Genomic DNA, 25249 nt, shown 5'->3' on the forward strand with positions numbered 1-25249 from the left:
AGCTCCTATTGCGGCGCCCCGTGGCCGACGCCGACCTCCTGGTCCCAGCGGCGGAAGGCGGCGACGAGGCGCTCCGGCGTCAGCGGCGGCCGGGTCGGCAGGGTCTCGATCAGCTTGTCGTATTCGGGGCGGCCGAATTCGGCGAGCACGTCGCGGCTCTCCTGCGGCGCCTGCGCCAGGGTGACGCCCTTCACCGCCGGGCCGGGATAGAAATAGCCCTTGTCGAAGGTGAAGGCCTGCGCCTCCGGCTTCAGCATGTAGGACATCAGCGCGAGCAGGGCCGGCATCTTCTCGGCCGCAGTGCCCTTCGGGATGCACATGAACTGCGTGTCGGGAATCCAATGGGTCTTGTCGAGAACGAAGACCTTGGCCTCCTTCGGCACGATGCCGAGCGCGCGCGGGTTGATGTCCCAGCCCAGCGTCGAGACGATGACGTCGCGGGTGCCTTCGCCGAGCTCCTTCATCGTCGCGGCGGTGCCGCCGGGGTAATAGTCGATGCCGGTGCCGAGCTCCTTGAGATAGGCCCAGCTCTTGTCCCAGCCCTTCATCGGGTCGCTCGGGTCGGAATCGCCGAGGATGTAGGGCAGGCCCTGCAGCCAGGTCCAGCCGGGGCCGGAATTGACGGGGCGGGCATAGGTGAAGCGCTTCGGGTTCTGCTTCACATAGGCGAGGAGGTCCTCGGCCGTCTTCGGCACGGTCTTGAGCCGGTCCGGCGCATATTCGAAGAGCGGGCCGGAGGGCGAGTAGACCACGGCGACGCCCTCGTTCTGGCCGAAGTTGCGCTGCATCATCAGCGCCTGCTCGTGATAGATCTCCTCGGCCTTGGGCAGGCTCGCGGCATGCGATTTCCAGACATCGACCCAGAGCCCCTGCTGGATGCCGTCCGACATGGCGCCGGGGCCGGTCAGCACGAGGTCGATATCGACGCGGTTGGCCGCCTGCTGCGCCTTGAGCTTACCCGGCAGCTCCGGCGAGGGCGCGCGCGAGAAGTTCAGCCGCGAGATCAGCTTCGGATTTTCCTTGCCGAAGCGTTCGATGGCCGCCTGGGTCAGCTGGAGATTGCCGGCGACATCGATGATGTTGAGCGCGACGGGGCCGGATGCGGCTTGCGCGAAGGCGCCTCCAGCCTTGAGCGCGGCGAGGCCGGCCGCGCCGGCCATGACGGTGCGTCGTGTCGGATGTGTCATGTTCTCTCCCTGGCTTCGCGGCTCTCTTCTGACGTCATGAGCGACGCCGCGGAGCCCTTACGCTGGGATACTAGTGCACTACTTTCGGTGCCAACAAGCGCATTCCTGCGCATGGCCGGCATCCATTTGTCGAAACCGGAGCGTGCTTCAGGACGAATTCAGCAGCAGCGCTTCGGCGGCCCGGCTCAGAAGCGGGGCAGCAGCGCCGTGGATCTCATAGAGCTGGCTGGCATCGACGCTGACGAGGTCCGGCACGGCGAAGCCGTCCATGGTCCCCTCGGCCCGGAACAGCGCATTGAAATGCGCCCAAAGTTGCGGATTGCTGGCGAAGGGACCGCTGACCGCGATGCGGGCCGGAAACAATAATCGGCAGGCATTGGCCAGCGCCCGCGCCAAGGTCCGGCAGGCCGTGTCGATCTCCGGCAAGGCGAGGAGGTCGAGCCGGGCGAACTGGCGGGACAGGCGCTTCTCGTCCTCGTCGAGCGCCGGCCAATGCCGGCGCAAGGCCGGGAGCAGTGCCCAGAGCGCGGCGCCGGTCTCGAGGCAGCCGGTATTGCCGCAGCCGCAGGGCCGGTCCCCCAGCGCGGCCAGCCGCCAATGGCCGAGCTCGCCGAAGGAGCCGGCCGGGGCGAAGGGCCTGCCGTCTTCGGCATAGGCGAGGCCGATGCCCCAGCCCCAATGCAGCAGGAGCGTGCCGCCGGCGAACTGCTCGGGATCGCGGGCGGCACGGGCGCGCAGCTCGGCATCGAGATTGCGGCAGATCTCGACCGGCCCGGCGATGGGCGCAAGGACCGCTTCGACATCGAGCCCGCGCATCCGCGGCCAGCGCGAGGCCAAAAGCCATTGGCCGCGGCGCAGGTCGATCAGGCCGGAGAGTGAGACCGCCGTGCCGGCATGGCTCATGCCGGGCGGCATCGCCTCCAGCAGGGTCCGCGCCAGCGCGGCCATGGCTTCGGCGATGGTCTCGTTGCTGGCCTCCGCCTCGATCGGCATGGGGCGCTCGGTGACCAGATGCCCGCTGAGATCGACCAGCGCGCCGAACAGGGATTGGCTGGAGACATGGATGACGGAGGCGCCGATCCGTCGATTATGGGCCAGCAGGATGGCGGAGGGGCGGCCGCGGCCCGTGGCTTCGCCGGTCGTTTCGATGACGAGGCGGCGCGCCACCAGATCCCCGACCACGCGCGAGGTGCTGGTCGAGCGCAGGTCGAGCAGGCGGCTGAGGTCGCCGCGCGAATGGGCCTGGCCGGCGAGGATCAAGCCATAGGCACGAGCGCAGTCGCGCTGATGCGCCAGTCCGAAGCGTGTTTCGTCGAGCGCGATCAGACTCATGGCAGCTTCGGGAACGAGCGCCGTATTTCAGAACGGTTGCGTTCAAAATTAATCATTGCGTTCCGGAGCGGCCTTGGTGAAGCTCAGTGCCAGAATATCGGAAATTTTAGCTCGCAAAAGGTTCAAAAATCGATGATCGAGATGCATGTCGCCTCCGACAAGGATCTTCTCGGCCGGCAGGCGGCGGCGCTGGGCGCACAAGCGATCCGCGAGACGATCGCACGTGACGGGGAAGCCTCGATCGTCGTCGCGACCGGCGCGAGCCAGTTCGAGATGCTGTCGCATCTGGTCAAGGCCGAGGGCATCGACTGGTCGAAGGTCACCGCCTTCCATCTCGACGAATATGTCGGCCTGCCCGAGACGCATCCGGCGAGCTTCCGGCGCTATCTGCGCCTGCGCTTCATGGCGCCGCTGAACGATGCGCCGCGCTTCGTTCCCGTCGATGGCGAGGGGGATCCGCAGGCGAATGCGAAGGCGCTGAGCGGCCTGATCGCCGGCCGGCGCATCTGCGTCTGCTTCGCCGGCATTGGCGAGAACTGCCACCTCGCCTTCAACGATCCGCCGGCCGATTTCGAGACGGAAGAGCCCTATATCGTTGTGGAGCTGGACGAGGCCTGCCGGCGCCAGCAATTCGGCGAGGGCTGGTTCCCGAGCTTCGAGGCGGTGCCGCAGCAGGCGATCTCGATGAGCATCCGCCAGATCCTGAAGAGCGAATTGATCGTGCTCTCGGTTTCCGACACCCGCAAGGCCGAGGCCACGAAGGCGGCGCTGGAAGGGCCGGTCAGCAATCTCAGCCCCGCCTCGATCCTGCAGACGCATCCGCGCACCGTGCTCTTCATCGATCCGGCCGCCGCCGCGCTGCTGACCCGGAAGGGCTGAGGGATGCGCACGCCCGGCCTTGTCGATCTCCAGGTCAACGGCTTCGCCGGGGTCGACTTCAATTCCGGGACGATCACGGCCGCCGAGCTCGACCGGGCGCTGGAGGCGATGCTGGCGACCGGCGTCACCACTTGCCTGCCAACGATCATCACCGCGCATCCCCACGAGCTGGAAGCGCGCTTCGCGGCGCTCGACAAGGCGGTCGCTGAGAGCCGCCTCGGGCCGCTGATGTGCCCCGGCTATCATCTGGAGGGGCCGTTCCTCAATCCGACCGGCGGCTATGCCGGCTGCCATCCGCCTGAGGCGATGACGGCGGCGGATGCCGGCCTGATCGCGAAGCTGGAGCAAGGCCTCGCGCGGCCGATCCTGATGGTGACGCTGGCTCCCGAGGTCGCGGGCGGAATCGCGCTCGTGGCTGCGTTGGCTGGCATGGGCAAGGTCGTCGCCATCGGCCATGCGGCGGTGGATTTCGAGATCGTGGCGGCGGCGGCCGATGCCGGCGCGACGCTCTCGACCCATCTCGGCAACGGCCTGCCGCAGCAGATGCACAAGCTGGTCAACCCGCTCTTCGCGCAGCTCGCGGAGGACCGGCTGATGGCGGGCTTCATCGCCGACGGCATCCATATCCATCCGAAGGCGCTGAAGAGCCTGATCCGGGCCAAGGGGCTCGAACGCTCGATCCTGGTCACCGACGCGGTCGTGGCGGCCGGCGCCGAGCCGGGGCGCTACAGCTTCGCCGGCATGCCGGTCGATCTGGCGGCTGACGGCTCGGTGCGCCAGCCCGGCGGCGTTTCGCTCGCAGGTTCGGCGCTCAAGCTCGACGACGCCGTGCGCAACGTCGTCGCCTGGGGCATCGCGACGCCGGAGGAGGCGGTGGCGATGGCCTCGACCCATGCGCTCGCCGCGATCGCGGGAGCCTTGGAGAAGGCCGGCATCGCCTTGCCGGAGAGCGAGATCGCATGGTCGCCGGAATTGCGGGTGCGCAGCGTCCGGGTCGGCGACATCACGCGCGAATTTGCTGCACCCGCAGCGGCCTGAAGACGTCACCATCAAACAAAAGGGGAGAACCATGACGGAATTCTCGAAGGGTATCGATCGCCGCGCCGTCCTCGGAGGGCTCGGGGCGCTGGCGACCGGAGCGAGCGGCGCCTTCGCCGCTTCGCCGCCGCTGCCTTCCGCGCCGGTCGCGATCAACATCATCGATGTCGGCGGGGCGCTGGCGCTGATGCAGCAGGCTTTCGACGATTATCGCAGCGCCAACCCCAAGCTGGTCTCGCGCATCACCTATGTGAAGGCGCCGGCGCCGGAGCTTGCGAGCAAGATCAAGGCGCAGCAGGATGCCGGCCGCTCCGATCTCGACCTCGTGCTGACCGGTTCGGACGGCCTCGCGGCCGGGCTCGAGCAGAATCTCTGGCTCAAGATCTTCCCGGATTTCGCCGACAAGTTCCCCGGTCTCGAGGAGAACTACGAGCCGGCGGCGCTCAACCTGCACAAGGCGCAAGGTGCGGGCTTCGGCGTGGTGATGAACTATTACCCGTCCGGCCCGCTGCTCGAATACATGCCCGACCGCGTCAAACAGGTGCCGACCACGGCGGAGGAGCTGCTGGCCTGGGCCAAGGCCCATCCCAACAAGTTCATGTATGCGCGCCCGACCAATTCGGGACCCGGCCGCACCTTCATGATGGGCCTGCCCTATCTGCTGGGGGACAAGGACCCGCAGGATCCGGTCGGCGGCTGGGACAAGACCTGGGCCTATCTGCAGGAACTCGGCCAGCACATCGAGTATTACCCGGCCGGCACCGGCGCGACGATGAAGGAGTTCGGCGACGGCTCGCGTGACATCATCATCTCGACGACGGGCTGGGACATCAACCCGCGCGCGCTCGGCATCGTGCCGAAGGAAGCCAAGATCCAGACGCTGAAGGGCTTCCATTGGGTCTCGGACGCCTTCTTCATGTGCGTGCCGAAGGGGGTGCCGAACGATCGCCTCGCCGTCGTGCTCGACATCATGGCGCATGTGCTGCAGCCGAAGATGCAGGCCTATTCCTATGACGAGGGCTATCTCTATCCGGGCCCGGCGGTGAAGAACGTGCCGCTCTCGCTGGCGCCGAAGCGCAGCCAGGAGGTCATCGCGGAATTCGGCCGGCCGGAATATGCCGAGCTCATCGCCAACAATCCGATCGAGCTGCCGCTGAAGCCCGACAAGATGGTCGTCGCCTTCCGCAAATGGGACGAACTCGTCGGCGCCAAGCAGCGCAAGGGCTGAGTTCTTCCCTGCACGTCATTCTCGGGCGTCGCGTCAGCGCCGACCCGAGAATCTCCGGACAAGAAGGTGGGGGAGCCTCCTCCGGCACGAGACGCTCGGGGCAAGCCCGAGCATGACGGCCTGCTTTCAAGCCGAGGCGGGAGCCTCGCCCTCGCCCAATCGCCAGAACAGCCTGACGCCGCCGTCGCCGGTGCCTTCGAGGCCGGGCACGGCCGAGAGCAGCTTCTTGGTATAGTCGTGCTGCGGGTTGTCGAAGATGTCGTCGCGGGGACCTTCCTCGACGATGCGGCCCTCATGCATGACGATGACACGGTCGGCGACCTGCTCGACCACGCCGAGATCGTGGCTGATGAACAGGCAGGAGAAGCCGTGCTTCTTCTGCAGGTCGTCGAAGAGTTCCAGCACCTGCGCGCGCACGGTCACGTCGAGCGCCGAGACCGGCTCGTCGGCGATGACGAAGCTCGGCCGCCGCACGATGGCACGGGCGATGGCGACGCGCTGGCGTTGGCCGCCGGAAAGCTCGTGCGGATAGCGATCGGCGAAGCCGTCCTTCAACCCGACCTCGGCCAGCACCTCGGCGACGCGGGCCTTCTTCTGCGTGCCGCTCATCGCCTCGACCAGCCGTAGCGGTTCGCCGACGAGCTGGCCGATGGTCATGCGCGGGTCGAGCGACGAATAGGGGTCCTGGAAGACCATCTGACAGTTGAGCCGGTAGTCCCAATAGGCGGTGTCGCTCTTCGCGATCGGCTTGCCGTTGAACAGGATCTCGCCGCCCGAGGGCTTGACCAACCCGGCGATCGACTGGCCGAGCGTCGTCTTGCCCGAGCCGGAGCCGCCAACCACCGCGACGACCTCGCCCGGCTGCACGTCGATGCTGATGCCGTGCAGGGCGCGCTTGGGCGCGCTCTTGCGGAAGAAGCCCTGCCGGCCGGGATAGTCGACGATGAGGTCGCGCACGGCGACGATCGGGGTCTGATCCTGCGGCAGGAAGCGGGCCGGCAGGCGCTGCGGCATCGCCGCCAGCAGCTTGCGGGTGTAGGGGTGCTGCGGCCGGGCGAGGATGTCCTCGGCCGAGCCCTGCTCGACGACGTCGCCCTGGCACATCACGACGATGCGGCTGCAATAGCGCGCGACCATGCCGAGATCATGCGAGATCAGCAGCACGGCGGTGTCGTTGGCCTGGGTCAGGTCGACCATCAGCTCCATCACGTCGCGCTGGACCACGGCGTCGAGCGCGGTGGTCGGCTCATCGGCGAGGAGCAGAGCCGGCTTGAGCAGCATCACGGAGGCCAGCATGATGCGCTGGCGCATGCCGCCCGAGAACTGATGCGGGTAGGAGTCGAGCGCCCCTTCCGGATCGCGCAGGCCGACGCGCCGGAGCATGTCGAGGATCAGCGCCTTGCGCCCGGCGGCATCGAGCTTGCGATGCAGCTCAAGCCCCTCGTCGAGCTGGCGGCCGATCAGCATGGAGGGGTTGAGCGAGGTCATCGGCTCCTGAAAGACCATGCCGACGCGGGAGCCGCGCATGGCGCGCAGATCCTTGCCCGACATCGCCATCACATCCTGGCCCTCGAAGCGGATGGCGCCGCCGGTCAGGCGCACGGCCGGCGGGATGAAGCCCATCACGGCGCGGGCCGCGAGCGTCTTGCCCGAGCCGGATTCGCCGACGATGCCGACGATCTCGCCCGGGAAGACCTGGAAGGAGACGTCGTTGACGACGCTGCGGCCGCTGGCGCCGATCTTCAGCGTCAGGCCAGCTACGTCGAGAAGAGGTGCAGCGGCCTTGTTCGACGCGTTTTCTTCACGCGAACCGGCGCCCACTTCGCTTGAAAACGCTTTGGTGGTCATCGCGAGCCCCTCATCCGTGGGTCGAGCTTGTCGCGCAGCGCGTCGCCGAGCAGGTTGATGCCGAGCAGGGTCAGCGAGATGCACAGGCCCGGGAAGATGCCGAGCCAGGCGGCCTGGTCGATATAGGGCCGGGAACCGGCGAGCATGTTGCCCCAGGTCGGGGCCGGCGGCGGCACGCCGAGACCGAGGAAGGAGAGCGCGCTCTCAGCCAGCAGCACATAGCCGAACATCGAGGTCGCCAGCACGGTCAGCGGCGCGATGCAGTTCGGCAGGATGTGGCGGAGCATGGTGAAGCCCTCGCCATTGCCCATGACGCGGGAGGCTGCGATGAATTCGCGCTCGCGCAGCGAGAGCACCGTGCCGCGTACGACGCGCGCCACCGAGGGCGTATAGGCGATGCCCAGCGCGACGATGATGCCGTATTTGTTGGCGCCGAGCACGGCAAGCAAGCCGAGCGCCAGCAGGATGCCGGGGAAGGCGAGCAGTGCGTCGTTGAAGGCCATGATGACGCGGTCGGTCCAGCCGCGCATATAGCCGGAGAACAGGCCGATCGTGGTGCCCATCACGACGGCGAGCGTCACGGTCAGGATGCTGATCCACACGCTCGTCGCAGCACCCGCCATCAGGCGCGAGAGCACGTCGCGGCCGAACTCGTCGGTGCCGAGCCAGTGCAGCGCATTGGGCGCCACGAGCTTCTCGCGGAAGGAGAGCTTGAGCGGGTCGTAGGGCGTCCAGAGCGCGCCGGTGCCGGCGGCGGCGAGCAGGATCGCGATCAGCGTGCCGCCGACGAGCGCATTGGGGGCGGGGAGCTTCAGGCGGCGCTCGCCGCTCATCGTGCTGCTGCGGGTCATTGTGCCGTCGCCGCTCATTGCGCAGTCACCCTTGGATCGAAGACCGGGTAGCAGAGGTCGATGACGAGGTTCACCAGCACATAGGTGAAGGCGACGAAGAGCATGCAGCCCTGGATGACCGGGTAGTCGCGCGCGAAGATCGCATCGACGAGCAGGCGGCCCAATCCGGGGATGGTGAAGACGGTCTCGACGACCGCGATGCCGCCGAGCAGGTTGCCGAGCACGAGGCCGATCAGCGTCCAGGTCGGGCCGAAGGCGTTCTTGAAGGCGTGGCGCCAGAGCACGGCGCTCTCGCTCAGGCCCTTGGCGCGGGCATGGGTGATGTAGTCGAGCCGGAGCACCTCCAGCGTCGAGGCGCGCGCCATGCGCAGGATGACGCCCATCTCGTGCAGGAACAGCGTCAGGATCGGCATGATCAGGTAGAGCAGGCCGGCCTTGGCGTTCTCGGCGATCGAGACATAGCCGACGACCGGCAGCCAGCCGAGCTTGAGGCCGAAGAAGAGCAGGAGCAGCAGGCCGAGCCAGAAGGTCGGGATCGAGAGCAGCAGCGTGGCGGCGCTGACGAGGCCGATATCGAGGGACGAATCCTGCTTCCAGGCGGCGATCACGCCGGCCGGAACGGCAAACAGGCTCGCCAGCAGCACGGCAACGAGCACGATCTGCGCGCTGACCGCGAAACGCTGCAGGATCAGCGGCAGCACCGCCTGCTGCGACGAGATCGACTGGCCGAAATCGCCGTGCAGGACATGGCCGAACCAGATGCCGAACTGCACCGGCAGGCTCTGGTCGAGGCCGAGCCGGCCGCGCAGATCGGCGAGGCTCGCCGGCGTCGCCAGATCGCCCAGCATCAACTGGGCCGGATCACCCGGAATCAGCCGGATCAGGACGAAGACCGACACCGCCACGATCAGCAGCGTCGGCAACGCCATCCCTATCCGCGTCAGCGCAAAGCGAAACATGCAAGCCTCCCAAGCTCGACGATCCCGGAAGCCGCCTACTTGGCGACGCTGACTTCCCAGAGCCGCAGCTGCGACGCCCAGGGCGTCACGCCGGTCACGCGCTTGGAATGGGCGATGATGTCGAGATCGTTATGGGTGAAGATCGTCGGCACCTGCTCGATGAAGCGCTTGTGCAATTCGTCGAAGAGCTTCTGGCGCTCGGCCGGATCGGTCACCACCATCGACTTGTCGATCAGGGCGAGCGCTTCGGGATCCTCCCAGACTTTGCGCGGCTGCTTGTCCTTCGGGCCGGAGATCTGCTCGAAGCCGAGCGCGGGGTCGAAGCGGCTCGAATAGGAGAAGGCCTGCATCTGGTAGTTGCCCTTGTTGTAGCGGTCGAGCTGCGTCGCCCACTCAAGGACCTCGATCTCGGCGTTGATGCCGACCGCCTGCATCATCGCCTGGGCGATGACCGCGGTGTTGAAGCTCGGCACCGAGGAGCGCTTGTTGGCGAGGATGGTGATCTTCTCGCCCTTGTAGCCGGCCTTCTGGAGCAGGGCCTTGGCCGCGGCGGGATCGTATTTGAAGCCCTGCTTCTCGGCCTCGCCATAGTATTTCGAGGTCATGTAGACCGGCGAGTTGTTGGGCTTGCCGAGGCCGTTGCTGACATTGGCGACGAGCTCGGGGAAGTCGATCGCGGCGGCGATCGCCTGGCGCAGGGCCTGGTTCTTCATCAGCGGGTCGCGCGTCTGGATGATCAGGCTGTGGCGGACCGGGTTGGGGGCGATCGCCAGCGTAACATTGGGGGCGTTCTTCAGGTCGGGCACGTCCGATTCCGGCATCAGCGCCATGTCGAGCGAGCCTGCGAGCAGGCCGGCTTTCACCGTCGCCGCATCAGGGATGACCAGGAAGCGCGCTTCCTTCACCAGCGGGCGCTTGGAGCCGATATAGCCATCGCGCTTGTCGCCCTTCGGCGAGACGTACTGGTCGAAGGCGAGGAGCTGGACCGACTGACCGCGCTTCCATTCGCCGAGCATGAAGGGGCCGGTGCCGACCGGCTTGTCCCAGCTCCCGTCGGCCTTGACGGAATCCTTGTGGATCACGGCCGTGCCGCCGCAATCCTGGCGGGCGAGCGTGTCGAGGAAGAGCCCGTTCGGCTTGTCGATCTCCATGACGAAGGTGTCGGCATCCGGGGCCGTGGCCGAGACGACCTTGAGGCCGCTGCGCCCGTCGAGATCGGAGAGGCAGCGCCAGTCGGTCTTCGGGTCCATGTAGCGGTTCCAGCTCCACAGCACGTCGGCCGAGGTCATGGTCGCGCCGTTATGGAACTTCACGCCCTTGCGCAGGCGGAAGGTATAGGTCTTGCCGTCGGGCGAGATCTCGACCTTTTCCGCCAGCAGCGGGCCGACCGAGCCGTCCTCGGCATAGCCGACGAGGCCCTCGACCATGTGCATCTCGACGGCGTCGGTGTTGCCGTCCCGGTTCACGCCGGGATTGGTCGAGCGGATGTCGGCATTGAGCACGGCGGTGAGCGTTTGCGCGTTGAGCGCGCCCGCCGACAGGGCGAGCGCAAAGGCGGAAGCGAACAGACGGTTCATGGTCATTCCCCTGTTGTCGTTGCTGTCGTGATCGACATGCTTATCGGTTTAGCCGTCAGGCGGCCTTGCGGGCGCTGCGGAGCTTCTTGAGCTCGCCGGCGAAGAAATCCTCGACGGTCGGCACGACCTTCTGGCCGTCATGCGGCGTGTTCGGCACGAGGTCGAAGCGGGCAGCGATGCCGTTTTCCGCGAAGTTGTCGCGCAAGCTTGCCAGCCGCTCGGGCCGCGTCGCGCCGGCATGGTTGGCGTCCGGCATCCAGTTGCGGCCGCCGGGCTTGTGGGTGATCTCCCAGGTCTCGAGATCGGCGGCGCCGACGATCATCTGAACCGCGACCTTCCGCATGGCGGGGATGTCGAGCTCCTGGCCGAAGAGTTCGGCGAAGTTGCGCGTGCCGACCCACCAGTCGCGGCTGGGATCGAGCAGGGTCACCGAGCCGGGCGCGCCGATCGAGACGCCCCAGAGCCTGTGCGGCTGGAGCATCAGGAAGCGATGGGCGAAATGGCCGCCGCCGGAATAGCCGAACAGGCCGAAGCGCTCGAAGGCGAGACGATAGCGCTCGCAGACCTCGTCGACGATGGCGAGCAGGACGTGGTCGTAACGGAGATTGCCTTCGCGCATGTATTTGAAGCCGTCGCGATAGCCGTCGCCCATCACGCCGATCGGGAAGAGCGGTGCCAGGATGATGCAGTTGTTCCAGCGGGCGAAGGCCGAGAAGGCGTCGCGATAGCCGGTGAAGCCGCGGCCGGTGCCGTGCATCGCGACGATCAGCTCCGGCTTCTCGCCGGTCTTTCCGAGATTCGGCGGCACATAGAGGCAGTAGGGGAAGCGCGGATCGTGCTTCGCCGAATAGATCGAGGTCGGCCCGTATTCGTAGAGCGCCTTGCCGCGCGCGGCTGCCTCGTCTTCCGGCTTGCCGGTCTGTTCTGCCACGGCGCTCACGGGCCTGCTCCTCTGGTGAAATTATTGGCGCCAATTATGTTGCATGTTATGGTCCGTTCCGCAACCAACTTCTGCCGCGCCGGACAATTCCTGCTAGAGCATTGATTTGCCCCATTTTGTTTACGCCAACCGGTGTCGATTTCGCTCGAGAATGCTTTAGAGAGCCTGCCATGACGTCCGAGCGGAAACGCAAAAACACCGGCACCCGACGGGCCGACCTCGCCAATGCGATCGCGGAGGCCATCCGCCTGCGGATGTATCGACCGGGCGAATGGCTGCGCCAGATCGATTTGGAGGAACGTTTCGAGGCGACGCGCTTCGACGTGCGCGGCGCCCTCGACGAGCTCGCCGTGCGCAAGACGATCGAGCATGTCCCGAACCGGGGCTACCGCGTCGCCGAGATCGACATGAAGACCTATCAGGAGATCGTCGCGATCCGGGTCATGCTCGAGACGGCGGCGGCGGAAAGAGCGGTCGCGCGCATCGACGAAGCCGGGATCGCGCGGCTCGACGAACTGGCGGCGCAGTTCTCGGCGGCCGTATTGACCGGCAGCCGCACCGAGCAGAGCGAGATCAACCACGCCTTCCATCAACTGATGTACTCCTTCTGCGGAAATGCCGTGTTGCAGGAGACGATCTGGGCCTTGCGCGATCGCGGGCGCGGCTCACGGATCACGGTGTGGAGCTCGCATGAATCTCTGCTGCGCAGCGACCGCGAGCACTATGCGATGATGGAGGCCCTGAAGGCGCGCGACGCCGGCCGCCTTGCCGCCCTGGTCGCGACGCATGTCGCCAAGGGGGCTACGCTGGTGCCGCCACTGGCTGTGCCGGTGTGAGCCGCAGCGTTTCCGCGCCGGGAAGCCCCCACCTCACCTGGCGAGGCTGACCTCCCAGAGCCGGGGCTTGGAGGCGACCCAGGGTGCGAAACCCTGCAGGCGCTTCGAGACCACGGCGGTGTCGACCTGATTGTAGAGAAAGATCAGCGGCGCATCGGCCAGCATCATTGTGTGGAGCTGGTCGAAGATCTTCTTCCGCTCGGCCTGGTCATTGATCAGCGTCGCCTTCTCGATCAGCGCATCGGCCTCGCGGCTGTCCCAGACCTTCGAGGGCAGGTTGTCCTTGGGGCCGGAGAACTGGTTGTAGCTCTGGGCGGGATCGATCCGGGCCGAGTAGCTGAAGGACATCATCTGGTAGTTGCCCTTCGAGAAGCGGTCGAGCTGCGTCGCCCATTCCAGGATCTCGATTTCGGCCTTGATGCCGGCCGCTTCCAGCATCGCCTGCGTCATGATCGCGACGGGGTAGCTCGGCACGGTCGCGCGCTTGTTGGCGATCAGCTTGATCGTCTCGCCCTTGTAGCTGGCTTCCGTGAGCAGCTTCTTCGTCCGGGCGGGGTCGTGCGCGTAACGCTTCTTCTGGACCTCGTCGTAATAGGGCGAGGTGATGTAGACGGCCGAGTTGTTGGTCTTGCCCAGCCCGTTCGAGACGGCGCCGACGATCTCGTCGAGATCGAGCGCGGAGGCGATCGCCTGGCGCATCTTCACATTCGACAGCAGCGGGTCGCGGGTCTGGAGCAGGATCGTGTGCTTGGTGGCGCTCGGCGCGGTCAGGACCTGCAGGCCGGTCTTCTGCATCTCCGGCACATCCTGGTCCGGAACGTCGGCGACATCGAGCGCGCCCGAGATCATGCCGGCCTTGACGGTCGCGCCATCGGCGATGGCGAGGAACTTCACCTCCGGCACGAGCGGCCGCTTGGAGCCGACATAGCCGTCGCGCTTGTCGCCGGGTGGCGAGACATAATCGTCGAAGCGCTTCAGCAGGACGAACTCGCCGCGGCGCCAGTCGGCAAGCTGGAACGGGCCGGTGCCGATCGGCTTGTCCCAGCTTCCGTCGGGCTTCACGGAATCCTTGTGCAGGATCGCGACCATCGCGCAATCGGTGCGGGCCATGGTGTCGAGGAAGAGCGCGCTCGGCTTTTCCAGCTTCATCACGAAGGTCGCGGCATCAGGAGCGGTCGCTTCCGTGACCTTGAGCCCGATCCTGCCGTCGAATTCCGGCTTGCAGCGCCAGTCGGTCTTCGGGTCCATGTAGCGGTTCCAGCTCCACAGCACGTCGGCGGAGGTCATCTCCGCGCCGTTGTGGAACTTCACGCCCTTGCGGAGGTGGAAGGTGTAGGTCAGGCCGTCCTGGGAGACGTCGATGGTCTCGGCCAGCAGCGGCGCAACCGCGCCGTTCTCGCGATAGCCGACGAGGCCCTCGACCATATGCAGCACGACGGCGTCGGTGTTGTCGTCGCGGTTGACGCCCGGATTGGTCGAGCGGATGTCGGCATTGAGCGCGACATTGACGGTCTGCGCCTGTGCCGCGCCGCCAATCAGCGCGAGCGCCAATGCCGAAGCCGAAATGCGGATCATTCCCGTTCCCCTTGTTGTCGTGTCGTCCGGCAGGCCCTGAACGGGCATGCCTTTGCGCGAAAGCCCGGAGGCGGAGGGTCCGTTATTCGCCGACCGTGACTTCCCAGGCGCGGGGCAGCGAGCTCACCGTCGAGACATAGCCCTGGGTCTTGGCGCTCATCGCGCCGCCGACGATGCCGTTATAGAGCATCACCATCGGCACCTCCGCGAGGAAGCGCCGGTGCAGCGTGTCGAAGATCGCCTGGCGCCCGGCGCGGTCGTTCACGACCATCGACTTGTCGAGCAGGGCCTGCACCTCGGGATTGTCCCAGAGCTTGCGCGGCTGCTTGTCCTTCGGCCCGGTCATCGATTCATAGCTCAGCGCCGGGTCCATGCGGCCCGAATAGGGGAAGGCCTGCATCTGGTAGTTGCCCTTGGTGTAGCGGTCGAGCTGCGTCGCCCATTCCAGCACCTCGATCTCGACATTGAGGCCGACCGCCTTCAGCATCTGCTGCGCGACCACGGCGGCGTCGAAGCTTTCGGGGTAGCGCTTGTTGGCGAGCATCACGATCTTCTCGCCCTTGTAGCCGGCCTCGGCGAGAAGCTTCCTGGCGGCGGCCGGATCGTATGCCCAGCCCTCCTTCTGCGCGGCGCCGTAATAGGCGGAGAGCATCGGGATGATCGAATTGTTCGGCGTGCCGAGGCCGTCGGTGATGGTCGCGACCAGTTCCTTGACGTCGATCGCGGCGGCAATGGCCTGGCGCAGCTTGACGTTCTGCAACAGCGGGTCGCGCGTCTGGATGATCAGCCCGACGAGGCTCATGCTGGTGATGACGGAGGTCTTGACCTTGTCGTTCTTCTTCAACTCCGCGATGTCGGAGTTGGCGATGTCGGGGACAACGTCGATGTCGCCGCGCAGCAGGGCAGCCTTGGCGGTGGCGTTGTCGGGGATGACGACGAAGCGGACCTCGTCGACCAGCGGCTTCTTGGCGCCGGTCATCCCGTCGATCGTGCCGGGCAGCGAGGCGTAATCGGCGAAGCGATCGAGCTTGATGTATTCGCCGCGCTTCCACTCCGCGAATTTGAACGGGCCGGTGCCGATCGGCTTGTCGAAGGAGCCATCGGCCTTGAGCGAATCCTTGTGGAGGATGCCGGTCATGGCGCAGTCGGTGCGGGCGAGCGAGGAGAGGAAAAGCGCGCTCGGCTTGTCGAGCTGGAACACCACGGTCTTGTCGTCGGGCGCCGTGACCGTCTCGACCTTGACCAGGCCGCGGCCGTCGAATTCCGAGAGGCAGCGCCAGTCGGTCTTCGGATCCATGTAGCGGTTCCAGCTCCACAGCACGTCGGCTGCGGTGAGCGGCGCGCCGTTATGGAACTTCACGCCCTGGCGCAGCGTGAAGGTGTAGCTCCTGCCGTCCGGCGAGATCTCGACCTTCTCGGCCAGCAGCGGCTTGGGCAGCGCATCCTCGCCATAGGCGACGAGGCCCTCGACCATCTGCAGCACGACGCCGTCGGTGTTGGCATCGCGGTTGACGCCGGGATTGATCGAGCGGATGTCGGCGCGAAGCTGGATCCTGAGCGTGCTGGCCTCGGCGATCTGCACGCCGCCGCACAGGAGCGCGGCAGCAAGGGCAGTGGCGGTGGCGGTTCGGCGCATCATGTTCCCCTGTTTTTATGCGGTTGTGACGCGGTATCGGAGCGCTCCCTCGCCTCTCCCGAGCGGGGAGCGCTCCGTCTTTCCTGACGCATTGTCGGCACGTGAAGCGGCGTCCGCTTCGCTCGAAAACGCTGCGTGGCCGGGCTATTCGGCCGCTTCGGCGAGCAGGACCGGATCCTCGGTCAGGCTGTAGCGGGTGAAGACGCGGTTCTGGGCGGGCAGCGGCGCGACCTCCATGATCCCCTTGGCCGGCTGCATGATCACCATCGCGACGGTGGCCGAGAGGTTGCCCTGCTCGTTCGGGCGGGCCGGACGGCAGACCGAATAGGGCGTCAGGAAATCGTCGAAGAGGGCCTGCTTGAGATCGTCGACCGTCAGCTTGCGGCCGGCCTCATTCAGCAGCTTCTTGACCCGCCAGTCGCGGTAGAAGCTCTCCGGCACGCGCGGGATGCTGGTGTTCTTGACCTTGGTCAGCGCGATCTGGCCGACCCAGTGATTGGCATGCACGATCATGCCGTCTTCCGGGTAGATCGGGAAGGCTTCGTCCGGGGCGCATTCGAAATCGATGCCGAAGCCCTTGACGGTCGAGAGCATCATGTTGTTGGAGCAGGCCTTCGGCGTCGCCGCCACGGCCTTGATCGCGAAGGCGAGATGCTCCTGCTCCAGCACCTTGCGGCGGATCAGGGCGAGCGGCACGCCGGTCTGGCTGAAGTCGCGGTCGCATTCGAGATAGTTGGCGGTGATCGAGACGCCGGCCGCGTTCATGCCGCAGCGGGCGAGGCCGCCGGCCTCGACGAAGGTGAGGAAGTCCGGGCCGTCGTCGCGGCGCACGCGCAGCACGATCGCGGTCTCCGCGCATTCGGCGCGCCAGTCCCAGTTCTGGCCGTGGATGACTTCGCCGTTGGCGCTGCGCTCGGGCAGGATGATCGCGCCGGTGCAGCCATCGTCGAGCTCTTCCGTGGCCTCGACTGGCTTGTTCTTGACCATCCGCGCCTTGGCGATCACCTCGGTGCGGGCATTGACCATGATGATGTCTTCCAGCGCGACGCCGGCGCCGTCGGCGATGCCGCGCATCTCCTCGATGTAATGCGCGCCGAAAGCCTCGATCTCGCGGGCGAACTCGCCGATCAGGGCCGATTTGGCCTTGGCGTCGTAGCCGAGATCGCCGAGCTGGCCGCCATAGAGCTCGATCGAGCGCTTCACGCGGCTCGGCACGGCCGCGCCATGCTGGCGGCCGCGCTCATAGGGCGAGCCGGAGACATCGACGAAGGGGCAGGGCTGGACCATGGCGTGGGGCCTTTCGGATATGCTGGCCTGGGGTTATGCTGTATTGTATTTCATCACGAACTAAAACAATCAAGGCCTTCGATGACGACGCCGACGCGGCTGCAGCAGGAGATCGCCGAGCGCATCCTGCAGATGATGCGGGATGACGGCCTCGGCGCCGGCGCCCGGCTGAACGAGAACGGCACGGCGCAGCGGCTCGGCGTCTCGCGCACCCCGGTCCGGGCCGCGCTCGACCATCTCGCGCGTCAGGGCGTGGTGCGGCGGCTCGCCAACAAGGGGATCGAGGTCGTCGCGCTGCCGGATGCGACGGCGAGCGTTCTGCCGCCTGAGCTGATCGACCTCGCCATGGTCCGGCTGGCGCATGAGCGCGAGAACGGGCTCCTGCCGGACGAGGTTTCGGAACTGGAGGTGATGCGGCGCTACGAGCTCGGCCGGCCGGAGGCGCAGAAGCTGCTCGCCCGCCTCGCCGATCTCGACATGGTCGAGCGCAAGCCGGGCTATGGCTGGCGCTTCCTGCATGAGCCGCGCGATCGGCGCCTGCGCGACGAGAGCTATCGCTTCCGGATGGTGATCGAGCCGATGTGCATGCTCGAACCGGACTTCCGGCTCGAAGCAGGCTGGATCGCGGAGATGCGGGCGCGCCATCTCGAATACCTGCGAAGCCCGTGGCGCGAATCGTCCAGCATCGCCTTCTACGAAATGAATGCCGCTTTCCATGAAGACTTGGCCGCGGCGACGGGCAATCGCTATTTCCATTCGGCCGTGCGGCGCCAGAACCAGCTCAGACGCCTCTCGAACTACGATTGGGGCCTTGGCTTCGAGCGCGTGCAGGTGAATTGCACCGAGCATCTCGCCATGCTCGACCATCTGGAGGCCGGTGAGAACGAGGTCGCCTCGGCCCTGATGCGCAGCCATCTGCTGCGGGCGAGCAAGCTCCGGCTTGGCCCGAGATCGGCCGATTGACGGCCCTTCCTCCGATCTCCGAATGACCGCCCCGACGCAGGGACAGTCTTGACCCGGCGGCGATTTGCGCGAGCAATGGCGGTTTGCGAACTCCGACAGGTTGACTGCCATGACCGTTCATCAACGCCCCGCCGCCATCGACCCCGCCAAGCTCGACAAGCTGGCCGAGGTCGCCATCCGCGTGGGCTTGAACCTGCAACCCGGTCAGGATCTGTTCCTGACGGCGCCTGTCGCCGCGCTGCCGCTTGTCAGGCGGATCGCCGAGCATGCCTACAAGGCCGGCGCCGGCATCGTGACGCCGCTGCTCTCCGACGAGGAGGTCACCCTGGCGCGCTATCGCTCCGCGCCGGATGCGAGCTTCGACAAGGCGCCGGGCTGGCTTTATGAGGGCGTCGCCAAGGCCTTCACGCAGAATACGGCCCGGCTGGCCATCGTCGGCGACAACCCGATGCTGCTCGCCAACGAGGACCCTGCCAAGGTCGGCCGTGCCAGCAAGGCGAATGCGCTGGCCTACCAGCCGGCATTGGAGAAGATCGCCGGCTTCGACATCAACTGGAACATCATCGCCTTTCCGAGCGTGGCCTGGGCGAAGCAGGTTTTCCCGGAGGATGCCGAGGAGGTCGCGGTCGGCAGGCTGGCGGAGGCGATCTTCGCGGCGTCGCGCATCAACGAGACCGATCCGGTGGCAGCCTGGAAGGCGCATAACGCGGCGTTGCGCAGCCGCCGCGACTGGCTGAACGGCCAGCGCTTCGCCGCGCTGCATTTCACCGGACCGGGTACCGATCTCACTGTCGGGCTCGCCGATGGCCATGACTGGCAGGGCGGCGCCTCGCCGGCTCGCAACGGCATCGTCTGCAACCCGAACATCCCGACCGAGGAGGTCTTCACCACCCCGCATGCGCGCCGGGTGGAGGGGCATGTGTCGAGCACCAAGCCGCTCTCCTATCAGGGCTCGCTGATCGACGGCATCCAGGTTCGCTTCGAGGGCGGGCGGATCGTCGAGGCCAAGGCTTCGCGCGGCGAGGCGGTGCTGAACAAGGTGCTCGACACCGATGAGGGCGCGCGCCGGCTCGGCGAAGTCGCGCTGGTGCCGCATTCCTCGCCGATCTCGAAGAGCGGCGTCCTGTTCTACAACACGCTCTTCGACGAGAACGCCTCCTGCCACATCGCGCTCGGCCAGTGCTATTCGAAGTGCTTCGTCGACGGCGCCACGCTCACGCCCGAGCAGATCGCGGCGCAGGGCGGCAACAAGAGCCTGATCCATATCGACTGGATGATCGGCTCGGGCGAGGTCGATATCGACGGCGTCCACGCCGACGGGCGGCGCGTGCCGGTGTTCCGCAAGGGCGAGTGGGCCTGAGCCGGCAGGGGCGTCATGCTCGGGCTTGACCCGAGCATCTCAGGACCAGAAGGTGCCCCTTCTGGCAGGAGATTCTCGGGTCTGCGCTTCGCTTCGCCCGAGAATGACGGGGGTCTTGTTTCTGATCAGCCCGCGTTCGCCCTGAGCCAATCCCCGAGGGAGGGGCGATGATGCCCGTCCCGCCCGGTCGTGGCGGGGGCTGCGATCATCGCGTTGAGCACGGCTTCCTGCGTCGCCTCGGTGGCGGCGCGGAAGAGTGTGTCGATGCGGTTTTCGTTGAGCGCGCGCAGCGACACGATGTCCTTCGGCTCGTCATGGTCGACGGAACCGGCCGTGGTGAAGGCGAGCGCGATGTCGCCGCTGCCATTGCCCCAGAAGGCGCCGAGCCGGGCGAGCCCGGCGCCGCCACGCCGCGCGACGCGGTGAAGCTGGCGTGACTCCAGCGGGGCGTCGGTCGCGATGACGAGGATGACGGAGCCGCGTTCGGCTTGTGGTCGGGTTTCGGGCGGGACGGGGCGTCGTCCGTCCGGCAGGACGAGATCGCCGGCATTGCCGAAATTGGCCAGCGCCAGCACGCCGAGCCTGAAATCGCTGCCATCGAGCGCGAAGCGCCGCGACGCGGTGCCGATGCCGCCCTTGAAGCCGAAGGCGCTCATGCCCGCTCCCGCACCGACCGCCCCCTCCGCCACCGGTCCGGTGGCGGCGACGTCGAGCGCGGCGAAGGCATGGTCCTGCGTCAGCGCGCGGGCGCGAATATCGGAAAGATAGCCGTCATTGCATTCGAGCACGGCGGGATTGACCGTGCCGGTGCCACGCCCGATGTCGGGATTGGCGGCAAGCGCGCGCGTCACCAGCGCGTCGAAGCCGGTGCCGACGGCCAGCGTGTTGGTCAGCAGCAGCGGCGTCTCGATCTGGCCGAGCTCGGCGAGTTGCATCAGCCCGGCGCTCTTGCCGAAGCCGTTGATGATGTCGACCGCCGCCCGCATCTTCCGCCGAAACAGATTGCCGTCATGCGGCAGCAGCGCGGTGAAGCCCGTCAGGATGTCGCCATCCCGCAAGGTATGATGGCCGAGCTTCACGCCCGGGACATCGGTGATCGCGTTGAGCGGTCCCGGCTCCATGATGCCGCAGATGAGGCCGAAATCGCGGGCGCGCTGGGTCATGATTTCCGATCCGGACGACAGTCAGGCGGGCTTAGCGCATCGGCCCGAAAAGCGGGATAGGGTTTTCGGGGAAAGCCGGCGCAAGAACAAGGATCCCCAGCATCGGATTGGACAGGAGGGAAACGGAGCATGGAACCCGCAGGTTTCGATCTCGCGCGCTTCCTCGTGGCCCAGGAGCCCGTCTATGAGACCGCGCTGGCCGAGCTGAAGGCCGGACGGAAGCGGACGCATTGGATGTGGTTCGTCTTTCCGCAACTGCGCGGGCTCGGCCTGTCGCCGACCTCCCTGTTCTACGGGCTGGAATCGCTCGACGAGGCGCGGGCCTATCTGGCGCATCCCGTTCTTGGCCCCCGGCTGGAGGCCTGCATGCGCGCCCTGCTCGCGCATGAGGGGCTGACGGTGCATGCGATCCTCGGCTCGCCCGATGAGATGAAGCTGCGCTCGTCGATGACGCTGTTCGACCGGGCCGATGGCCGTGCCGATAATCTCTGCCGAGCGGTGTTGCGCCGCTTCTTCGACGGAGAGGCCGATCCGCTGACGCTTTCCAGGTTCCCGGGCCCAAACTGATCCGCGCGGCCCGTGGGGCGGATCAAACCGGCCGGAAGCGCGTTATGCATCGCGCAAAGGCGGGTGACCCTTGAATCCAGATGATGCAATGCGTCCGGTCACACCGGAACCGGAGGGAGCAACCAGCCGCCCCGGCCTGCCGGCGAGCTGGATGCAGGCCGTTGCGCTGCTCGGCGTTGTCGCCGTGCTTTATGTCGCGCGGGATGTCTTCGTTCCGCTGGCGATCGCGGTCCTGCTCACCTTCGCATTGGCCCCGGTGGTTTCCGCCATCCGCCGCGCCGGCATCTGGCGCACGCCGGCCGTCATCATCGTGGTCACGGCGGCCTTCATCGGCATCGCGGCTTTCAGCTTCCTGGTGGCGAGCCAGGTTTCCGAGCTCTCCGGCCAGTTGCCGACCTACCAGTCCAACATCCTGGAGAAGATCCGCAACCTGAAGCATGCGGGCGCCGAGAACGGCATCATCTCCCAGATCACCGAGGCGGTGGAACGGGTCGGGCGCGAAATCAGCCGTGGCGACACTCCCGCCGGGCGGCCGGATGGCGACAGCAGCGGCCCGATGCTCGTGCAGATCTATTCGCCCGAGCAGCCGATCCAGATCCTGACGAGCGTGATCGCCCCGCTGATCGGCCCGCTGGCGACGGCGGGTCTGGTCGTCGTGGTGGTCATCTTCATGCTGCTGGAGCGCGAGGATCTGCGCGACCGCTTCATCCGGCTCGCCGGCTACGGCGATTTGCACCGGACGACCGAAGCCCTGCAGGAGGCGGGCAGCCGCGTCGGCCGTTATTTGCTCACGCAGCTCATGGTCAACCTGTTCTATGGCGTGCCGGTCGCCCTTGGCCTGTGGTGGATCGGCATCCCCAATGCGGCGCTGTGGGGGGCGCTGGGCATCGTCATGCGTTTCGTGCCCTATATCGGCCCGGCCGTCTCGATGGTCCTGCCACTGTTCCTCGCCGTCGCGGTCTCGCCCGGCTGGACGCTGCTGTTATGGGTCGGGGCGCTTTTCATCGTCATCGAGCTCGTCATCAACAACGTCGTGGAGCCCTGGCTCTACGGATCCCGGACGGGGCTGTCGCCGCTCGCCATCATCGTTTCGGCGATCTTCTGGACCTGGCTGTGGGGGCCGGTCGGGCTGGTGATGTCGACGCCGCTCACCGTGTGCCTCGTCGTGCTCGGCAAGCATGTGCCCCAGTTCCAGTTCTTCGAGGTGCTCCTCGGCAACGAGCCGGTTCTCGACCCCGAGATGCGGCTTTACCAGAGGCTGCTCGCCAACGACCCGAACGAGGCCACCGACCAGCTCGAGGAACTGCTGGAGGAGAGGCCGTTGTCGGAGATCTACGGCGAGGTCGCCATTCCCGCCCTGATCCTGGCCGATCGCGACCGCCAGCGCGGCGTCATGGCCGATGGCCAGCTCAAGACGGTGTCATCCGCCGCCCAGGCCGTCATTGCCAATCTGGCCGAGGCGGCGGCTCCGGCCGACAGCGAGCCCGAGAAACTGGAGGATGCGGAAGCCGGCGCCGCCACCGCACGCGCGCCGACGCGATCCGTGCTCTGCGTCGGCGGGCGAAGCGTGCTGGACGATGTCAGCGCGACGATGCTCGCCCAGGTTCTCACCGTGGAAGGGGATCGCGCGCTGGCGGTCGCCCGCGCCGCGCTGGGGACGGCGCGGCCGGACGGTGTTTCCGATATCGATACGGTTGCCGTATGCCTGTTGAATGCCGGCTCGCTCCGCAGCGGGCGTTTCCTGGTCCGGCGGCTGAAGCGCCAATGGCCGGGTGTCCGCATCGGTCTCGTGATCTGGCAGGACCCTGACGAGCCCGCACCCCCTGAGGCGGTCGGCCATGTCCCCGAGGCCGATTTCATCGCGCGCAGCTTCGGCGAGGCGGTGGCGCGTATCGCCGGCGATGCGGTCGAGGTCGAGCGGCGCGAGCGGATCGCCTGAGCCGCCGACGCATGCGCCTTTCCCCGATCCCGGCTGCCCGCGTGGGTGCTGTTCGGGCCGATTGCGGGGTGGAACGCCGTGGCGAGGCCGAAGGTCTCGACGCCATCGGCCTTCGGGCGCCTGAAAAAGCAAAAAGCGCCGGAAAATCCGACGCTTGCATGCTTCTCAAGCCTTGAGATTGTCTGGAGCGGGCGAAGGGATTCGAACCCTCGACCCCAACCTTGGCAAGGTTGTGCTCTACCCCTGAGCTACACCCGCATCCGAGACAGTCACGCCGTGGCGGCGCGGCCGGGTTATTGCCCCAAAGCGCTGCGGAGTGCAAGCGTTTCGGCAAAGTTTTTTTGCCGCCTGTCGATAAATCCCGCAGCGGACCGGCTTCGCGCCTCGGAATGCCGGAGGGCGGGGTCCGTCGATTCCGGGCCGGAGACGGCTCGGCGCGCGGCGCGGCCCGTCCTTGCCGGAAATGCGGATTCCGCTGCCGCCTCAAATGGTCTAGAGCCGGATCGGATCGGATTGAAACGGTTTCCCGCCCCGCCATGATTCCCACGTCCCAGATCATCCCTCTGACCGATGCGGAGCTGTGCGCGCGCCTCGCGGCGAGCGGCATCGCGTTCCACCGCACCGACCATCCGGCCGTGTTCACGGTGGCGGAGACCGCGCCGCATCGCGACATGATGATCGGATTGCAGACCAAGAACCTGTTCCTGAAGGACAAGAAGGGCCGGCTCTTCCTGGTCTCGGCCAAATCCGACGCACGCATCGACCTGAAGCGCTTGCACGAGACGCTGGGCGCCAGCGGCCGGCTGTCCTTCGGTTCGGCCGAATTGCTGCTGGAGAAGCTAGGCGTCACGCCGGGCTCGGTCACGGCCTTTGCCGTCGTCAACGATCGCGAAGGGGCGGTGACCATGGTGCTCGACGCCAATCTGACGACCGGCGAGGAGGTCAACTTCCATCCCCTGGTCAACACCGCGACCCTGCGCATCGGCCGGGACGATCTCGTCGCCTTCCTGCGCGAGACCGGCCATGAGCCGCTGATCGTCGATTTGCCGGTGCCGCCCGATGGACAGAACGGCTAAAGCTCCCCATTTAAGAGGCGGCCGCGACGCGGCCGCCAATTGCTGAAAACACGCGAATCCGAACGTCGGAACAACGGTATCACGAAGGGCGACCCATGCTGGTCAATGGCGAGGCGGCCGAGCAACCCGGCCTGATCAAGGACACCACCACCCAGGGCTTCCGCCAGGATGTCATCGCCGAATCGATGCAGCAGCCGGTGCTGGTCGATTTCTGGGCGCCGTGGTGCGGGCCGTGCAAGCAGCTGACGCCCGTCATCGAGAAGGCGGTCAAGGCCGCCGGCGGCAAGGTCAAGCTCGTCAAGATGAACATCGACGAGCACCCGCAGATCTCCGGCCAGCTCGGCATCCAGTCGATTCCCGCCGTCATCGCCTTCAAGCAGGGCCAGCCGATCGACGGTTTCATGGGCGCGCAGCCGGAAAGCCAGGTGAAAGCCTTCATCGAGCGCCTGGTCGGGCCGGTCGGGCCGGGCGAGGCGGAGGAACTGCTCGCGGCCGCTCAGGAAGCGCTCGCGGCCGGCGATGCCGCCGGGGCGAGCGAGCTCTACGGGCATGCCCTGCAGCTGGAGCCGGAGAACCTCGGCGCCATCGCCGGGCTCTCGCGGCTGCATCTCGACACCGGCGACATCGAGGGCGCCAAGGGCATCCTCGCCATGGCGCCGCAGGAGAAGGCGAACGACCAGGCGATCGCCGCCGTGCGGGCCGCGATCGAGCTTGCCGAGCAGGCCGCCTCGCTCGGCGACACGGCCGAGCTCGAGGCGAAGGTCGCCGCTGATCCGAAGGACTATCAGGCGCGCTTCGATCTCGCGCTGGCGCTCAACGCGCGCGACAAGCGCGAGGAGGCCGTTGACCATCTGATCGCCATCATCAAGGCCGACAGGAAGTGGAACGACGATGGCGCGCGCAAGCAGCTCCTCCAGTTCTTCGAGGCCTGGGGGCCGATGGACGAGGCGAGCGTGGGCGGACGCCGGAAGCTGTCGACCCTGCTGTTTTCCTGAAGCGAGGATGCGC

At 66.8% G+C, this 25249-nt stretch carries 21 protein-coding genes and 1 tRNA gene; 10 read left to right on the forward strand and 12 right to left on the reverse strand.

The genetic code is table 11. The features are described 5' to 3' along the window. Nucleotides 1–5: 5 nt before the first annotated feature. Together GGC47_RS21185 and GGC47_RS21190 are read right to left on the reverse strand one after the other, a co-directional pair. Nucleotides 6–1187: an extracellular solute-binding protein gene (locus tag GGC47_RS21185; RefSeq protein ID WP_142022784.1), complete on the reverse strand. Its 1182-nt coding sequence runs from the start codon at nt 1185–1187 to the stop codon at nt 6–8. Nucleotides 1188–1334: 147 nt separating this feature from the next. Further along, entirely contained in the window at nt 1335–2519 is a 1185-nt protein-coding gene (locus tag GGC47_RS21190; protein WP_142022785.1) for an ROK family protein, read from the reverse strand. A gap of 132 nt (nt 2520–2651) precedes the next feature. Between GGC47_RS21190 and GGC47_RS21195 the strand changes: the two genes are divergently transcribed. The 3 genes from GGC47_RS21195 to GGC47_RS21205 are packed head-to-tail and all read left to right on the forward strand — an operon-like array spanning nt 2652 to nt 5664. Then, a complete protein-coding gene (locus GGC47_RS21195) occupies nt 2652–3398 on the forward strand; it encodes a glucosamine-6-phosphate deaminase (protein ID WP_142022786.1) in 747 nt (248 codons plus the stop codon). 3 nt (nt 3399–3401) lie between these two features. Continuing rightward, nucleotides 3402–4436, forward strand: a complete 1035-nt coding sequence (locus GGC47_RS21200; protein WP_142022787.1) for an N-acetylglucosamine-6-phosphate deacetylase — start codon at nt 3402–3404, stop codon at nt 4434–4436. Between the two features lie 31 nt (nt 4437–4467). After that, complete coding sequence (locus GGC47_RS21205; protein ID WP_142022788.1) at nt 4468–5664, forward strand: extracellular solute-binding protein; 1197 nt, start codon at nt 4468–4470, stop codon at nt 5662–5664. A gap of 126 nt (nt 5665–5790) precedes the next feature. Here the strand turns inward: GGC47_RS21205 and GGC47_RS21210 are convergent, their stop codons facing one another. The 5 genes from GGC47_RS21210 to GGC47_RS21230 are packed head-to-tail and all read right to left on the reverse strand — an operon-like array spanning nt 5791 to nt 11839. After that, entirely contained in the window at nt 5791–7512 is a 1722-nt protein-coding gene (locus tag GGC47_RS21210) for an ABC transporter ATP-binding protein (RefSeq protein WP_142022789.1), read from the reverse strand. After that, complete coding sequence (locus tag GGC47_RS21215; RefSeq protein ID WP_038364018.1) at nt 7509–8327, reverse strand: ABC transporter permease; 819 nt, start codon at nt 8325–8327, stop codon at nt 7509–7511. Before GGC47_RS21215 ends, GGC47_RS21210 begins: the two co-directional genes overlap by 4 nt. Before the next feature lie 50 nt (nt 8328–8377). Further along, nucleotides 8378–9322: an ABC transporter permease gene (locus GGC47_RS21220; protein WP_038362793.1), complete on the reverse strand. Its 945-nt coding sequence runs from the start codon at nt 9320–9322 to the stop codon at nt 8378–8380. A 35-nt stretch (nt 9323–9357) separates the two neighbouring features. Continuing rightward, nucleotides 9358–10899 (reverse strand): ABC transporter substrate-binding protein, encoded by a 1542-nt coding sequence (locus GGC47_RS21225; RefSeq protein ID WP_370955611.1) that lies wholly within the window; start codon nt 10897–10899, stop codon nt 9358–9360. A 55-nt stretch (nt 10900–10954) separates the two neighbouring features. After that, entirely contained in the window at nt 10955–11839 is an 885-nt protein-coding gene (locus GGC47_RS21230) for an alpha/beta hydrolase family protein (protein ID WP_370955612.1), read from the reverse strand. Nucleotides 11840–12009: 170 nt separating this feature from the next. Between GGC47_RS21230 and GGC47_RS21235 the strand changes: the two genes are divergently transcribed. Further along, nucleotides 12010–12675, forward strand: a complete 666-nt coding sequence (locus GGC47_RS21235; protein WP_142022791.1) for a GntR family transcriptional regulator — start codon at nt 12010–12012, stop codon at nt 12673–12675. 33 nt (nt 12676–12708) lie between these two features. Here GGC47_RS21235 and GGC47_RS21240 read toward each other — a convergent pair whose 3' ends face one another. The 3 genes from GGC47_RS21240 to GGC47_RS21250 all read right to left on the reverse strand — a co-directional run bounded on the left by GGC47_RS21240 (nt 12709) and on the right by GGC47_RS21250 (nt 17173). After that, on the reverse strand, nt 12709–14250 hold the full coding sequence (locus GGC47_RS21240) for an ABC transporter substrate-binding protein (protein WP_142022792.1): 1542 nt from the start codon (nt 14248–14250) through the stop codon (nt 12709–12711). A gap of 82 nt (nt 14251–14332) precedes the next feature. Next, a complete protein-coding gene (locus GGC47_RS21245; RefSeq protein ID WP_142022793.1) occupies nt 14333–15889 on the reverse strand; it encodes an ABC transporter substrate-binding protein in 1557 nt (518 codons plus the stop codon). Between the two features lie 141 nt (nt 15890–16030). Further along, complete coding sequence (locus GGC47_RS21250) at nt 16031–17173, reverse strand: C45 family autoproteolytic acyltransferase/hydolase (RefSeq protein ID WP_113254363.1); 1143 nt, start codon at nt 17171–17173, stop codon at nt 16031–16033. Nucleotides 17174–17254: 81 nt separating this feature from the next. Here GGC47_RS21250 and GGC47_RS21255 point away from each other — a divergent pair, with 81 nt between their 5' ends. Further along, nucleotides 17255–18136, forward strand: coding sequence for a GntR family transcriptional regulator (locus GGC47_RS21255; RefSeq protein WP_113254364.1), 882 nt, complete (start codon nt 17255–17257; stop codon nt 18134–18136). A 109-nt stretch (nt 18137–18245) separates the two neighbouring features. Further along, nucleotides 18246–19496, forward strand: coding sequence for an aminopeptidase (locus GGC47_RS21260; RefSeq protein WP_142022794.1), 1251 nt, complete (start codon nt 18246–18248; stop codon nt 19494–19496). A 125-nt stretch (nt 19497–19621) separates the two neighbouring features. Here the strand turns inward: GGC47_RS21260 and GGC47_RS21265 are convergent, their stop codons facing one another. Next, a complete protein-coding gene (locus GGC47_RS21265) occupies nt 19622–20659 on the reverse strand; it encodes a DmpA family aminopeptidase (RefSeq protein ID WP_142022795.1) in 1038 nt (345 codons plus the stop codon). A 129-nt stretch (nt 20660–20788) separates the two neighbouring features. Between GGC47_RS21265 and GGC47_RS21270 the strand changes: the two genes are divergently transcribed. Continuing rightward, on the forward strand, nt 20789–21226 hold the full coding sequence (locus GGC47_RS21270; RefSeq protein ID WP_142022796.1) for a DUF1810 domain-containing protein: 438 nt from the start codon (nt 20789–20791) through the stop codon (nt 21224–21226). An 88-nt stretch (nt 21227–21314) separates the two neighbouring features. Continuing rightward, nucleotides 21315–23165, forward strand: a complete 1851-nt coding sequence (locus GGC47_RS21275; protein WP_142022797.1) for an AI-2E family transporter — start codon at nt 21315–21317, stop codon at nt 23163–23165. A 183-nt stretch (nt 23166–23348) separates the two neighbouring features. On the opposite strand, the gene GGC47_RS21280 is transcribed toward GGC47_RS21275, so the two are convergent. Beyond that, nucleotides 23349–23423, reverse strand: a tRNA-Gly gene (locus tag GGC47_RS21280). Between the two features lie 278 nt (nt 23424–23701). On the opposite strand from GGC47_RS21280, the gene GGC47_RS21285 reads away from it, so the two are divergent. After that, nucleotides 23702–24241: a prolyl-tRNA synthetase associated domain-containing protein gene (locus tag GGC47_RS21285; RefSeq protein ID WP_185748010.1), complete on the forward strand. Its 540-nt coding sequence runs from the start codon at nt 23702–23704 to the stop codon at nt 24239–24241. Between the two features lie 95 nt (nt 24242–24336). After that, the gene (gene trxA / locus GGC47_RS21290) at nt 24337–25236 is read left to right on the forward strand and encodes a thioredoxin (protein ID WP_112761685.1); all 900 of its coding nucleotides are present in this window, start codon (nt 24337–24339) and stop codon (nt 25234–25236) included. The last annotated feature ends 13 nt before the right edge of the window (nt 25237–25249 follow it).

The organism is Allobosea sp. OAE752, assembly GCF_050433265.1.
Lineage (GTDB): Bacteria > Pseudomonadota > Alphaproteobacteria > Rhizobiales > Beijerinckiaceae > Allobosea > Allobosea spartocytisi.